The sequence below is a fragment of the Streptomyces tremellae genome (assembly GCF_039540215.1).
Classification (GTDB): domain Bacteria; phylum Actinomycetota; class Actinomycetes; order Streptomycetales; family Streptomycetaceae; genus Streptomyces; species Streptomyces tremellae.
This window is the reverse complement of sequence record NZ_BAABEP010000039.1, coordinates 1-12,438: the sequence shown is the minus strand read 5'-3', so window position 1 is coordinate 12,438 and position 12,438 is coordinate 1. Positions and strand designations below refer to the sequence as shown.

Annotated in this window: 15 protein-coding genes and 5 tRNA genes; 15 read left to right on the top strand and 5 right to left on the bottom strand. The window is 72.4% G+C overall.

What is annotated here, in order from left to right; all coding sequences use genetic code 11:
• Positions 1-123 precede the first annotated feature (123 nt).
• The 5 genes from ABEA77_RS23300 to ABEA77_RS23280 all read left to right on the top strand — a co-directional run bounded on the left by ABEA77_RS23300 (position 124) and on the right by ABEA77_RS23280 (position 559).
• Positions 124-195 (top strand) — tRNA-Gln (locus ABEA77_RS23300).
• Between the two features lie 18 nt (positions 196-213).
• Positions 214-286: transfer RNA gene (locus ABEA77_RS23295), tRNA-Glu, on the top strand.
• Between the two features lie 28 nt (positions 287-314).
• A tRNA-Glu gene (locus ABEA77_RS23290) sits at positions 315-387 on the top strand.
• Positions 388-400: 13 nt separating this feature from the next.
• Positions 401-472: transfer RNA gene (locus tag ABEA77_RS23285), tRNA-Gln, on the top strand.
• 14 nt (positions 473-486) lie between these two features.
• Positions 487-559, top strand: a tRNA-Glu gene (locus ABEA77_RS23280).
• A 166-nt stretch (positions 560-725) separates the two neighbouring features.
• On the opposite strand, the gene ndgR is transcribed toward ABEA77_RS23280, so the two are convergent.
• Positions 726-1,442: an IclR family transcriptional regulator NdgR gene (gene ndgR, locus ABEA77_RS23275; RefSeq protein WP_345650897.1), complete on the bottom strand. Its 717-nt coding sequence runs from the start codon at positions 1,440-1,442 to the stop codon at positions 726-728.
• A gap of 180 nt (positions 1,443-1,622) precedes the next feature.
• Between ndgR and leuC the strand changes: the two genes are divergently transcribed.
• From leuC to ABEA77_RS23255, 4 genes are all read left to right on the top strand, one after another.
• Entirely contained in the window at positions 1,623-3,053 is a 1,431-nt protein-coding gene (gene leuC / locus ABEA77_RS23270; RefSeq protein WP_345650895.1) for a 3-isopropylmalate dehydratase large subunit, read from the top strand.
• Positions 3,054-3,055: 2 nt separating this feature from the next.
• Complete coding sequence (gene leuD, locus ABEA77_RS23265; protein ID WP_345650892.1) at positions 3,056-3,664, top strand: 3-isopropylmalate dehydratase small subunit; 609 nt, start codon at positions 3,056-3,058, stop codon at positions 3,662-3,664.
• A 115-nt stretch (positions 3,665-3,779) separates the two neighbouring features.
• Positions 3,780-4,007, top strand: coding sequence for an SCO5555 family protein (locus ABEA77_RS23260; RefSeq protein ID WP_345650889.1), 228 nt, complete (start codon positions 3,780-3,782; stop codon positions 4,005-4,007).
• A gap of 141 nt (positions 4,008-4,148) precedes the next feature.
• Complete coding sequence (locus tag ABEA77_RS23255) at positions 4,149-4,760, top strand: HU family DNA-binding protein (RefSeq protein WP_345650887.1); 612 nt, start codon at positions 4,149-4,151, stop codon at positions 4,758-4,760.
• 128 nt (positions 4,761-4,888) lie between these two features.
• Here ABEA77_RS23255 and ABEA77_RS23250 read toward each other — a convergent pair whose 3' ends face one another.
• Together ABEA77_RS23250 and cofC are read right to left on the bottom strand one after the other, a co-directional pair.
• A complete protein-coding gene (locus tag ABEA77_RS23250; protein ID WP_345650884.1) occupies positions 4,889-5,116 on the bottom strand; it encodes a hypothetical protein in 228 nt (75 codons plus the stop codon).
• 50 nt (positions 5,117-5,166) lie between these two features.
• Entirely contained in the window at positions 5,167-5,796 is a 630-nt protein-coding gene (cofC, locus tag ABEA77_RS23245; RefSeq protein WP_345651024.1) for a 2-phospho-L-lactate guanylyltransferase, read from the bottom strand.
• Between the two features lie 204 nt (positions 5,797-6,000).
• Between cofC and ABEA77_RS23240 the strand changes: the two genes are divergently transcribed.
• The 3 genes from ABEA77_RS23240 (at position 6,001) to ABEA77_RS23230 (ending at position 9,048) form a co-directional block, all read left to right on the top strand.
• On the top strand, positions 6,001-6,801 hold the full coding sequence (locus ABEA77_RS23240) for a lysophospholipid acyltransferase family protein (RefSeq protein WP_345650882.1): 801 nt from the start codon (positions 6,001-6,003) through the stop codon (positions 6,799-6,801).
• A gap of 47 nt (positions 6,802-6,848) precedes the next feature.
• On the top strand, positions 6,849-7,799 hold the full coding sequence (locus ABEA77_RS23235) for an NAD(P)H-dependent glycerol-3-phosphate dehydrogenase (protein WP_425588370.1): 951 nt from the start codon (positions 6,849-6,851) through the stop codon (positions 7,797-7,799).
• Between the two features lie 91 nt (positions 7,800-7,890).
• Entirely contained in the window at positions 7,891-9,048 is a 1,158-nt protein-coding gene (locus ABEA77_RS23230) for a D-alanine--D-alanine ligase family protein (RefSeq protein ID WP_345650878.1), read from the top strand.
• A gap of 68 nt (positions 9,049-9,116) precedes the next feature.
• Here ABEA77_RS23230 and ABEA77_RS23225 read toward each other — a convergent pair whose 3' ends face one another.
• Positions 9,117-9,623, bottom strand: a complete 507-nt coding sequence (locus tag ABEA77_RS23225) for a DUF3515 domain-containing protein (RefSeq protein WP_345650876.1) — start codon at positions 9,621-9,623, stop codon at positions 9,117-9,119.
• A 19-nt stretch (positions 9,624-9,642) separates the two neighbouring features.
• On the bottom strand, positions 9,643-9,876 hold the full coding sequence (locus ABEA77_RS23220; RefSeq protein ID WP_345650874.1) for an Lrp/AsnC family transcriptional regulator: 234 nt from the start codon (positions 9,874-9,876) through the stop codon (positions 9,643-9,645).
• Positions 9,877-10,148: 272 nt separating this feature from the next.
• Here ABEA77_RS23220 and ABEA77_RS23215 point away from each other — a divergent pair, with 272 nt between their 5' ends.
• From ABEA77_RS23215 to ABEA77_RS23205, 3 genes are all read left to right on the top strand, one after another.
• On the top strand, positions 10,149-11,129 hold the full coding sequence (locus tag ABEA77_RS23215) for a thiamine-phosphate kinase (RefSeq protein ID WP_345650871.1): 981 nt from the start codon (positions 10,149-10,151) through the stop codon (positions 11,127-11,129).
• Positions 11,126-11,953, top strand: coding sequence for a bifunctional hydroxymethylpyrimidine kinase/phosphomethylpyrimidine kinase (gene thiD / locus ABEA77_RS23210; protein ID WP_345650868.1), 828 nt, complete (start codon positions 11,126-11,128; stop codon positions 11,951-11,953). Before ABEA77_RS23215 ends, thiD begins: the two co-directional genes overlap by 4 nt.
• A 129-nt stretch (positions 11,954-12,082) precedes the next feature.
• Positions 12,083-12,438 (top strand): DAK2 domain-containing protein (locus ABEA77_RS23205; RefSeq protein ID WP_345650864.1); only part of this gene is annotated, 356 nt, incomplete at its 3' end.

Here is a 12,438-nt window from a genome sequence, read left to right as displayed (position 1 = left end):
GTTTTGGAGCGGTGTCCCGCATCGGGTAATGTTCTTCCTGCGCCGCCCAAGCGGGAACCGGGAAGGACAGGGTTTCCAGGAGGCGCGAGCCGAGCAGGACTCCGCCGAGGAGTTGTGTTCTGGTGGGCTATGGTGTAATTGGCAGCACGACTGATTCTGGTTCAGTTAGTCTAGGTTCGAGTCCTGGTAGCCCAGCGCAGATCTCTCTGCAACGCCCCCGTTGTGTAGCGGCCTAGCACGCTGCCCTCTCAAGGCAGTAGCGCCGGTTCGAATCCGGTCGGGGGTACGTGTCTTCCTCACGGGAAGACTGCTGGGGCCCCGTTGTGTAGCGGCCTAGCACGCCGCCCTCTCAAGGCGGTAGCGCCGGTTCGAATCCGGTCGGGGCTACTGGTCTATACCATGGGCTATGGTGTAATTGGCAGCACGAGTGATTCTGGTTCATTTAGTCTAGGTTCGAGTCCTGGTAGCCCAGCTCCACCACAGCAGGCCCCCGTTGTGTAGCGGCCTAGCACGCCGCCCTCTCAAGGCGGTAGCGCCGGTTCGAATCCGGTCGGGGGTACGCGAGAAAACGGCAGGGCCCCCTCCCATGCGGAGGGGGCCCTGCCGTCTGTGCGCACACCCGGTCCGTCGTGTCCGCGCGCCGGCCCGGTCCGTGCGGGCCCCGGGCCGCGCTCCCGCCGCCCGTGTCCGCGGCGCCCTGGGCGACGGCGGTGGATGCCGCGGCGTCATGTGTTCCTGCGCAGCGCCTCCGTCAGCCGGCCCGCGGCGTCGATCACGGCCTGCGCGTGCATCCGCCCGGGGTGGCGGCTCAGCCGCTCGATCGGGCCCGACACGGAGACCGCGGCGACCACCCGGTTCGACGGGCCGCGCACCGGCGCCGACACCGACGCGACGCCCGGCTCGCGCTCGCCGATCGACTGGGCCCAGCCCCTGCGCCGCACGCCGGAGAGCGCCGTCGCCGTGAAGCGCGCGCCCTGGAGCCCGCGGTGCAGCCGCTCGGGCTCCTCCCACGCCATCAGGATCTGCGCGGACGAACCCGCCTTCATCGTCAGCGTCGAGCCCACCGGCACGGTGTCCCGCAGCCCCGAGAGGCGCTCGGCGGCCGCCACGCAGATCCGCATGTCGCCCTGCCTGCGGTAGAGCTGCGCGCTCTCGCCCGTCACGTCCCGCAGGTGGGTGAGGACCGGGCCTGCCGTGGCGAGCAGCCGGTCCTCGCCCGCCGCCGCCGCGAGCTCTGCGAGCCGGGGGCCGAGGATGAACCTGCCCTGCATGTCCCGTGCCACCATCCGGTGGTGTTCCAGGGCGACGGCCAGCCGGTGGGCCGTCGGCCGCGCCAGCCCCGTCGCCGCGACAAGCCCGGCCAGCGTGGCCGGGCCCGACTCCAAGGCGCTCAGTACGAGAGCGGCCTTGTCGAGAACGCCCACGCCACTAGAATTGTCCATGCAACGATATTCGCGTCTCACTCTGTGAAACGCAAGTTCCTTTTCGCGGGGAACTTGCCAACCTGTACGACGGGGGCTCGCGGACCGGGAGCCCGCAGCCGCAGTCCGGGGAGCGGGGGGACGGGCGCGGCCCACATGTCTCTAGGAGTGCCGGCGAGGACGCCGGCCGGAGGGAAAGCGATGGGTAGGACACTCGCGGAGAAGGTCTGGGACGACCATGTCGTCCGGCGCGCCGAGGGCGAGCCCGACCTTCTCTTCATCGATCTGCACCTGCTGCACGAGGTCACCAGTCCGCAGGCGTTCGACGGGCTCCGCCTCAGCGGCAGGAAGGTCCGGCGCCTCGATCTCACCATCGCCACCGAGGACCACAACACCCCCACCCTCGACATCGACAAGCCCATCGCGGACCCGGTCTCCCGCACCCAGTTGGAGACCCTGCGCAAGAACTGCGCCGAGTTCGGCGTGCGGCTGCACCCGCTCGGCGACGTCGAGCAGGGCGTCGTCCACGTCGTCGGCCCGCAGCTCGGCCTGACCCAGCCCGGCACCACGGTGGTGTGCGGCGACTCCCACACCTCCACGCACGGGGCGTTCGGCGCGCTCGCGTTCGGCATCGGCACCAGCCAGGTCGAGCATGTGCTGGCCACCCAGACGCTGCCCATGGCACGCCCGAAGACGATGGCCATCACCGTCGAGGGCGAACTGCCCGCCGACGTCACGGCCAAGGACCTGATCCTCGCCGTCATCGCGCGGATCGGCACCGGCGGCGGCCAGGGCTACATCCTCGAATACCGCGGCTCCGCCATCGAGAAGCTCTCGATGGAGTCCCGGATGACCATCTGCAACATGTCCATCGAGGCCGGCGCCCGCGCGGGCATGATCGCCCCCGACGAGACCACCTTCGCCTACCTCAAGGGCCGCCCGCACGCGCCCGAGGGCGAGGAGTGGGACAAGGCCGTCGCGTACTGGCGCACACTGCGCACCGACGACGACGCGGTCTTCGACGCCGAGGTCTTCCTCGACGCCGCCGAGCTCGCTCCTTTCGTCACCTGGGGCACCAACCCCGGCCAGGGCGCGCCGCTGTCCGAGCGGGTCCCCGACCCCGCCTCGTACGACGACGCCTCGGAGCGCCACGCCGCCGAAAAGGCCCTGGAGTACATGGGGTTGACCGCGGGGCAGCCCCTGCGGGACATCAGGGTCGACACCGTCTTCGTAGGTTCGTGCACCAACGGCCGTATCGAGGACCTGCGCTCGGCCGCGGCCGTCCTCGAAGGACGCAAAGTCGCCGACGGCGTACGGATGCTGGTCGTCCCCGGCTCCGTCCGGGTGGCGCTCCAGGCCGTCGAGGAGGGCCTCGACAAGGTGTTCACCGGGTCGGGAGCCGAATGGCGGCACGCGGGTTGCTCGATGTGCCTCGGCATGAACCCCGACCAACTGGCGCCGGGCGAACGCTCGGCTTCCACCTCCAACCGCAACTTCGAGGGCAGGCAGGGCAAGGGCGGCCGCACCCACCTGGTCTCCCCGCAGGTGGCCGCCGCGACGGCGGTGCTGGGCCATCTGGCCTCACCCGCCGACCTGTCCGACGCCGACCGCACGCCCGCTGGAGCGCGATAACCATGGAAGCCTTCACCGTCCACACCGGCCGTGCCGTCCCGCTGCGCCGCAGCAACGTCGACACGGACCAGATCATCCCCGCCCACTGGCTCAAGAAGGTCACCCGCGACGGCTACGAGGACGGCCTGTTCGAGGCGTGGCGCAAGGACCCGGAGTTCGTGCTCAACCAGGAGCGCTACCGGGGCGCCACGGTCCTGGTCGCGGGCCCCGACTTCGGTACCGGCTCGTCCCGCGAGCACGCCGCCTGGGCCTTGCAGAACTACGGCTTCAAGGCCGTCATCTCCTCGCGTTTCGCCGACATCTTCCGCGGCAACTCGTTGAAGAACGGCCTCCTGACCGTGGTCCTGTCGCAGGACGTCGTGGAGAGCCTCCAGACCCTCGTGGAGGGCGACCCGGCCACCGAGGTCACGGTCGACCTGGAGCGGCGGCAGGTGCGGGCCGCGTCGGGCGGAACCGAGCGCGTCACGGCTGATTTCGACCTTGACGAGAACAGCCGCTGGCGTCTGCTGAACGGTCTCGACGACATCAGCCTCACCCTTCAGAACGAGTCCGACATCGCCGCCTACGAGGCCGCGCGACCCGCCTTCAAGCCCCGCACAATTGCCGTCTGAAGCACCTCTGATCAGCGGTTTTCCCCTACTGCACCCCCTGCCTCCAGGCAGGGGGTGCAGTTGCATGTTGAGCCCCCGTGGGGCGACAACTCGCCCCAGATGGCACAATCGGTGCATGGAACGCGACAGCCAACTCGCACTCTACGAGTCGGTCGCCGGACAACTGAAAGAAGCGCACGCGTGCGTGCGTGAACTGCAAGTCGCGGAGGGCGTACGCATGGCGCTCACACGGAAGCTGCTGGTCATCACCGCGGCGGCGAAGCACGATCTCCCGGATGCGGCACGGCGCCTCGACCGCCTCCTGGCGGATCTTGACGAGGGTCGCTTTCCGGAAGAGGGCTGACGGGTGGAAGTCCGCCGGGCCGACTTCGTTGCGGCACTAGGGTGATTAGCCCGTTTCGTGTTTGATTTGCGGTATATATCTGCCTAACGTGCGAAAAGGCTTGAACACATTCGTTCTGGCAATGTCTCCGAAGGGGAAGACGTGAACAAGGCTCAGCTCGTAGAAGCGATTGCGGACAAGCTCGGCGGCCGGCAGCAGGCCGCGGACGCCGTGGACGCGGTCCTCGACGCGATCGTGCGCGCCACCGTGAGCGGCGACCGCGTGTCGGTCACCGGCTTCGGCTCGTTCGAGAAGGTCGACCGCCCCGCCCGCTACGCCCGCAACCCGCAGACGGGTGAGCGGGTGCGGGTCAAGAAGACCTCGGTGCCGCGCTTCCGCGCGGGACAGGGCTTCAAGGACCTGGTGAGCGGCTCGAAGAAGCTCCCGAAGGGCGGCGAGGTCGCCGTGAAGAAGGCGCCCAAGGGCAGCCTCTCCGGCGGGTCTTCCACCCGTACGACCGCCAAGGCCGCGGCCAAGAAGGCCACCGCCAAGAAGTCGACGGCGAAGAAGACCGCCGCGGCGAAGAAGACCACCGCGAAGAAGGCCACGCCCGCCAAGAAGTCCACGGCGAAGAAGACCACCGCGGCCGCGAAGAAGACGACCGCCAAGAAGGCGACGGGCACCGCGAAGAAGACCGCCCCCGCCAAGAAGGCCCCTGCCCGCAAGGCCGCCTCGCGCACCACCGCGAAGAAGGCCGCTGCCAGGAGCAAGTAAGCACCGGACAGCGGCCGGCGGCACGGGCCGCATCTCACGCCGGGCCGGGCTCCCCTCGGGGAGACCCGGCCCGCGGCGCGTTCCGGCGCGGTGCGCGGCCGGGCGGCGAACTCGGCCCGCCCGGAAGGTCAGAAGGTCTGCAGCGTCACCAGGGTGATCCGCGGGAGCTTCACGCTCCCGGCGCCCGGCGTGTCCCCCGGGGACTCCGTCTCGATCCGTACCCGCTGCCCGGGACGCAGCAGCCGCAGCCCGCCCGCGTCGAACGCGGCGGCGTCGAACTCGACCGGTGTGCCGTCGTCGAGCAGCACGCTGCCGCTGCGGGTCTCGGGAACGAACGTGTACGCGGTGGCCTGCATGCCCGCAGCGTAACCGCGCCAGGACGATCCCGCCCGCCCATCCCCGCGCGCTACGGCGCCAGCAGCGGTGCGAGCGCCGCGTACACCCGGGCCGTGTGCGGGCCGAGCCCCAGCACCGAGGCCGCCCGCAGGTCCGCCGCCGTGTCCACGTCCTGCCGTACGGAATCGACGCCCGCCACCGGGATTTCCGCCGCACCGCCCGCCGCGTGGCGCAGCCTGGAGTGCCCGCCGAACGCGGGCCGCAGGTCCGCGCCTGGGCCCGCGGTGAGCAGGGTCGTGCCGATTCCCGCCGCGTCCGGGAGAAAGGCCCGGGGAAAGGCCGCCGCCCGCCGCAGGACTCGCGCGAGTTCCGCGGGGCGGAGCGCGGGCAGGTCCGCGTTGAGCGCAGCGAGCGGGGCCCCGGGGCGGCGCAGCGCGACCGCGCGGGCGCCGTGCGCGAGCGCCGCGTTGAGCCCCGCGCCGGGGGAGTCGGGGACGACGAGCGCGCCGAGGGCGGCCACCGCCGCACCCGCCTCGGCGTCGTCCGTGACAACCACCACATCCCGCACACCCTCCGCGGCCAGCGCCGCGGCCACCGTGTCCTGGGCGAACGCCAGCGCGAGCAGCGGGCGCTGCGACGCGTCCGCGTCGGGGGCGAGCCTGCTCTTCGCGCGGCGCAGCGGTTTCAGCGGGACGACCAGCGACCAGCCGGTCGTCGGATCGGTTCTCGTGGCGTGCTCCCGTGCTCGTACGGCCGTCCGCCCATTGTCGCCCGGCCCCCTGCCGGGCCGGGCCCGCGGGCCGCGACCCGTTGTGCCATGTGCTCGACAGACCAGGGGCCCGGGGCGACACTTGACCCCCAGCAGCCGGGCGAAGGGCCGGGCAGGCATTGAGGAAGGTGTCGCGTGTCCCGCCGAAAAGTCGGCTTCTGGTATCACCTGGCCGCGGTCCTGGCGAAGCCGCCGCTCCTCCTTCTGTTCAAGCGGGACTGGCGGGGTGCGGAGAACATTCCGGCGGACGGCGGATTCATCACCGTGGTGAACCACAATTCGCATCTCGATCCCTTTGCCTACGGCCATTTCCAGTACAACACCGGGCGAGTGCCGCGATTCCTCGCCAAGAGCTCCCTGTTCACGGACGGCTTCGTCGGGGCCGTGATGCGCGGCAGCGGGCAGATCCCGGTCTACCGCGACTCCTCCGACGCGCGGGGCGCCTTCCGCGCGGCCATAGACGCCGTGGAGCGCGGCGAGTGCGTCGCCTTCTACCCCGAGGGCACCCTGACCCGCGACCCCGGGCAGTGGCCGATGACCGCTCGCACGGGCGCGGCGCGCGTCGCCCTCCAGACCAAGTGCCCGGTGGTCCCCATCGCCCAGTGGGGCGCCAACGAAGTCCTCCCGCCCTACTCGAAGAAGGCCTCCCTCTTCCCCCGCAAGACCCACCGCGTCCTCGTCGGCGACCCTGTCGACCTCAGCCGCTACTACGGCCAGGCCGTCACGCAGGACCTGCTGCGCGAGGTCACGGAGGTGATCATGGCCGCCATCACGGAACTCCTCGTCCAGCTGCGCGGCGAGCCCGCCCCCGAGGTGCCGTACGATCCGCGCAAGGCGCGGGCACGGGAGCGGCGCGGGGACACACCGCCGGCCGCGGGAGCAGCGGCAGCGCCACAGGCAGAGGCAGCAGCGGAAGAGGACAAGGGAACAACGTGACCAGGGTCGCCGTCTTCGGAACCGGTTCGTGGGGTACGGCATTCGCCATGATCCTCGCCGACGCGGGCTGTGAGGTGACGCTCTGCGCCCGCCGCGCGGACATCGCCGAGACCATCAACACCACCGGCACCAACCCGGAGTACCTGCCGGGGGTCGGGCTGCCCGCCGGCGTCCGCGCCACCTGCGACCCCGCGGAGGCGGCGAGCGGCGCCGACTTCACGGTCCTGTGCGTACCCTCCCAGACGTTGCGCGCCAACCTCACGGCCTGGGCCCCCGCGCTGCCCCAGGACACCGTCCTCGTGTCGCTGATGAAGGGCGTCGAGCTGGGCACGGCCAAGCGGATGAGCGAGGTGATCGAGGAGGTCGCCAAGGCGCCCGCCGAGCGCGTCGCCGTCGTCACGGGACCCAACCTCGCGCTGGAGATCGCCGCCCGCACCCCGGCCGCCGCCGTCGTGGCCTGCGCGGACGAGTCCGTGGCCCGGCGCCTCCAGGCCGCCTGCCACACCGCGTACTACCGCCCGTACACCAACACCGACGTCGTCGGCTGCGAACTCGGCGGTGCCGTCAAGAACGTCATCGGCCTCGCCGTGGGCATCGCGGACGGCATGCGGCTCGGCGACAACACCAAGGCGTCCCTGATGACCCGCGGCCTCGCCGAGACCAGCAGGCTCGGCCTCGCCATGGGCGCCGACCCGCAGACCTTCTCCGGGCTCGCGGGCATGGGCGACCTCATCGCGACCTGCTCGTCGGGGCTCTCCCGCAACCACACCTTCGGCATCAACCTGGGCCGCGGCATGTCCCTCCAGGAGACCATCGCGGTCACCCGGCAGACCGCGGAGGGCGTCAAGTCCTGCGAGTCCGTGCTCGACCTCGCGCGCCGCCACGGTGTCGAGATGCCGATCACCGAGACCATCGTCGACATCGTCCACAACGGCAAGGCGCCGCTCGTCGCGCTCAAGGACCTGATGTCACGCAGCGCCAAGTCGGAACGGCTCTGAGTAGCGCCGCGCGCCCGTCCGGGGCGCGGGCGCGCCGAAGGTGCCCTCGGCCGCGGGCCCTCGCGGGATGTGCGGGTACCCTCATCGCGATATGAGCAGCCTGAACCCCTCCCAGAGCCCCCAGCGGCCGCCCCGCAAGCCGCGCGTCGCCGTCGTGTTCGGGGGCCGCAGCTCCGAGCACGGCATCTCCGTCGTCACCGCGGGAGCGGTGCTCGCGGCCATCGACCGCGAGGCGTACGACGTCCTGCCCATCGGCATCACCGCGGACGGCCGTTGGGCGCTGACCGCCGACGACCCCTCGCGGATGTCGATCGCCGACCGGGCGCTGCCCAGCGTCGAGCAGATCGCCGAGTCCGCCGAGGGCGACGTGGTGCTCCCCGTCGCCCCCGGCAACCGCGAGGTCCTCTACAGCGAGCCGGGCTCCGTGCCCAAGGCGCTCGGCGAGGTCGACGTCGTCTTCCCCGTGCTGCACGGCCCCTACGGCGAGGACGGCACGCTCCAGGGCCTGCTGGAGCTCGCGGGCGTGCCGTACGTCGGCGCGGGCGTGCTCGCCTCCGCGGTCGGCCAGGACAAGGAGTACATGAAGCGGGTGTTCACCTCCTTCGGGCTGCGCGTCGGCCCGTACCTGGTGATCAGGCCCCGCGAGGGGGAGCGGGACCCCGCTGCGGTGCGGCGCCGGATCGCGGACTTCGCGGGCGAGCACGGCTGGCCGCTGTTCGTGAAGCCCGCGCGCGGGGGCTCATCCGTCGGCATCAGCAAGGTCGACGGGTTCGACGACCTGGACGAGGCGCTCGCCGAGGCGCGCCGCCACGACCCCAAGGTGATCGTGGAGGCGCTGCTGCGGGGCCGCGAGATCGAGTGCGGCGTGCTGGAGTTCGAGGACGGGCCGCGGGCCAGCCTGCCCGCCGAGATCCCGCCGGTGACCGCGCACGACTTCTACGACTTCGAGGCGAAGTACATCGACGCCGCCTCCGGCGTGGTGCCCGCGCCGCTCACCGAGGAGCAGACCGCCGAGGTCCGGCGGCTGGCCGTGGAGGCGTTCGAGGCGGCGTCCTGCGAGGGTCTTGTGCGCGCGGACTTCTTCCTCACCGAGGACGGCGAGTTCGTCATCAACGAGATCAACACGATGCCGGGCTTCACGCCCATCTCGATGTTCCCCCGCATGTGGCAGGAGACCGGCGTCGGCTACGCGCAGCTGGTGGACCTGCTGATCAGGGCGGCGCTGCGCCGCTCGACCGGGCTGCGCTGAGAACTCCGCGACAACGGGAAGGGGGTGCGTCCCGGCCGGGACGCACCCCCTTCCGCCTGTGCCGCCGCCTACACCGTCGACGGGTCGGTCTTCTTCACCGCCGCCGCGAACTGCGCGATCGGGGTGCCGTCCTGCGCGAACCTCGCGCCCATCGACACCTGTACGTACGCGGCGCGGTACGTCGTCGTGAAGGTCTGGCCCGACGTCGGCTCCTGCTGCACCAGCCAGTTCACCCCGTCCGCTTCGACGGCCTCCGACCGCGGGTCGGACATCTCCTTCGGCCGGGGAATCCCGCAGCGCAGCACGATCGACGCGTCCCCCGCACCCCATCCGGCCGTCAGGTCGGACGCCGGGCTCGGATCGTTCCTCTCCTGCCCGCCGACCTTCGCGGGAAGCTCCCGGTGCAGCGCCCTGCAGACCTCGACCTGGTCCTTCGGCGGCTGCGGCACGGCCACCCGCGGCGCCGGACCGGACCCGGAACAGCCCGCCGCGCACAGCACGGCGACGGCGGGCAACGAGACGAGGAGGGGGCCCGGTAGCCTGCGCCCGGGGCGCCTTCGGCGGAAAGGTGTCACCGGCCAAGCGTAGACGGGGCTACAGATGCACGACCGGGCAGGTCAGAGTACGGGTGATGCCCTCCACCCGCTGGATCCTGGCGACCACCATCCGGCCCAGGTCGTCGACCGTGTCCGCCTGCGCGCGCACGATCACGTCGTAGGGTCCCGTGACGTCCTCGGCCTTGAGCACGCCGTCGAAGCCGGACACGGTCTCGGCGACGGCGTGGGCTCTGCCCACATCGGTCTGAATCAGGATGTACGCCTGCACCACGGAACCTCCAGGGCGGCCATGAGGATCATGTCCCAGGGAGAACCCCGGGGAAAAAGGGACGCCACGGTACCGCGTCGTCCCACGCCGGGGGGAGACCCGGCGTGCGCCGCGTCCCGCCGGTCCTCCCGGCCCCCGGACGCACGCGCCGGCCGCCCTGTCGACCGTACCGACCGCGCCGCCCGGCCGCGACCGCGCGCCGCGGCGGCCCGCCCTCCCGCCCCCGCGGACACCACGGAAAGCACGTACGGCAGCAGCGAAGGAAAGGAGACCCGGTGAAGGGAACCGTGGGGGAGCTGGGGGAGTTCGGGCTGATCGACAAGCTCACCTCCCGCCTCACCACCACCCCGGCGGTCCGGCTCGGCCCCGGCGACGACGCGGCGGTCGTGACCGCGCCCGACGGCAGGGTCGTGGCCAGCACCGACCTGCTGATCGAGGGCCGCCACTTCCGCCGCGACTGGTCGACGGCGTACGACGTGGGGCGCAAGTCCGCCGCGCAGAACCTCGCGGACATCGCCGCCATGGGCGCGGTGCCCACGGCGCTGCTGCTCGGCCTCGTCGTGCCCGGCGAACTCCCCGTCGCCTGGCCCACCGAGCTGATGGACGGCATCCGCGACGAGTGCCAGGTCGCGGGGGCTGCCGTGGTCGGCGGCGACGTCGTGCGCGGCGACTCCATCACCGTCGCCATCACCGCGCTCGGCGACCTGCGCGGCCACGACCCCGTCACCAGGTCGGGCGCGCGCCCCGGCGACCTCGTCGCGTACACCGGCTGGCTCGGCTGGTCGGCCGCGGGACTCGCGGTGCTCTCCCGCGGCTTCCGCTCACCGCGCGCCTTCGTCGAGGCGCACCGCAGGCCGGAACCGCCCTACCACGCCGGGCCCGCGGCGGCCGGGCTCGGCGCCACCGCCATGACCGACGTCAGCGACGGCCTCGTCGCCGACCTCGGGCACATCGCCCGCGCCAGCGATGTCCGCATCGACCTGCGCTCGGGGCTCGTCGACATCCCCTCGCAGATGCACGACATCGGCCAGGCCGTCGGCATCGATCCGCTCCAGTGGGTGCTCACCGGCGGCGAGGACCACGCGATCGTCGCGACGTTCCCGCCGGAGACGAAGCTGCCCGCGCGCTGGCGGGTGATCGGCGAGGTGCGCGGGCACTCCGCCCGCGCCCAGGTCACCGTGGACGGGTCGCCCTGGACCGGCACGGGGGGCTGGGACCACTTCAACACCGGGGAAAAGGAGGGTCGTACGCCATGAGCGACCCCGGGCGCAGCGCCGCCCACGCACCGGACCCCGCAGCGCCGCCCCGCGTCCTGGCCGTCGCCGGGTCCGACTCGGGCGGCGGCGCGGGCATCCAGGCCGACCTGAAGACCATGCTCGCCCTCGGCGTGCACGGCATGACCGTCGTCACCGCGGTCACCGCGCAGAACTCCCTGGGCGTGCAGGGCGTGTGGGAGCTGCCCGTGGAGGCGGTGCGCGCCCAGTACCGCAGCGTCGTCGACGACATCGGCGTCCAGGCGGTGAAGACCGGCATGCTCTCCTCCGCGCCGATCGTCACCGCCGTCGCCGGACTCCTCGCCGCGACCGCGGCCCCCGTCGTCGTGGACCCGGTCGGCATCTCCAAGCACGGGGACGCGCTCCTCGCGGACTCCGCGCTCGACGCCGTACGGACCGGGCTGCTGCCCACCGCGACCGTCGCCACCCCCAACCTCGACGAGGTCGCCACACTCACCGGCGTCGCCGTCGAGGACGAGGACGACCTGCCCAGGGCCGCCGCCGCGGTGCTCGCGCTCGGGCCGCGCTGGGCGCTCGTCAAGGGCGGCCACCTGCGCGGCGACGCCGTCGACCTGCTCACCGACGGCACCGAGGAGCACTGGCTGCGCGCCCCGCGCCTCGACAACCGGCACACCCACGGCACCGGCTGCACCCTCGCCTCCGCGATCGCCGCGGGGCTCGGCCGCGGACAGGACGTCGTCACCGCCGTACGGGCCGCCAAGGAGTACGTCACCGGCGCGGTGCGCCACGGCTTCGCGCTGGGCGGCGGCATCGGCCCGGTCGACCACGGCTGGCGCATCCGCTGACGCGGCGGCCCCTCCCCGGTGCCAGGCCCGCGCGACCGGCGCGGAGGCGGCGCCGCCGCGCGGACTACTGTGCGTGGAGCATCCCCGTCAGGCCGTCCCGCGGGCGGCTCGCGCAAGGAGGACCAGCAGGTGCCGCACACCCTCGACGCCGCAGCGGTGCGGACCTGGTGCGCATGCGCGCTCGACGCCCTCGGCAGGGACCGCGAGGAAATCGACGCGATCAACGTCTATCCCGTCGCGGACGGTGACACCGGGACCAACCTGTACCTGACGGCCGAGTCCGCCGTCCAGGCCGTGGAGGCCGTGTTCGCGGCGCACGGCGACGGCGACGGCGGACCCGCCGCAGGGCCCACCGCTGAGGACGCCGTACGCGCCCTGGCCCACGGCGCGCTGCTCGGCGCCCGCGGCAACTCGGGCACCATCCTCGCCCAGCTGCTGCGCGGTGCCGCGGCCGAACTCACCGGGCCCGCGGGGCTCCCCGGGCC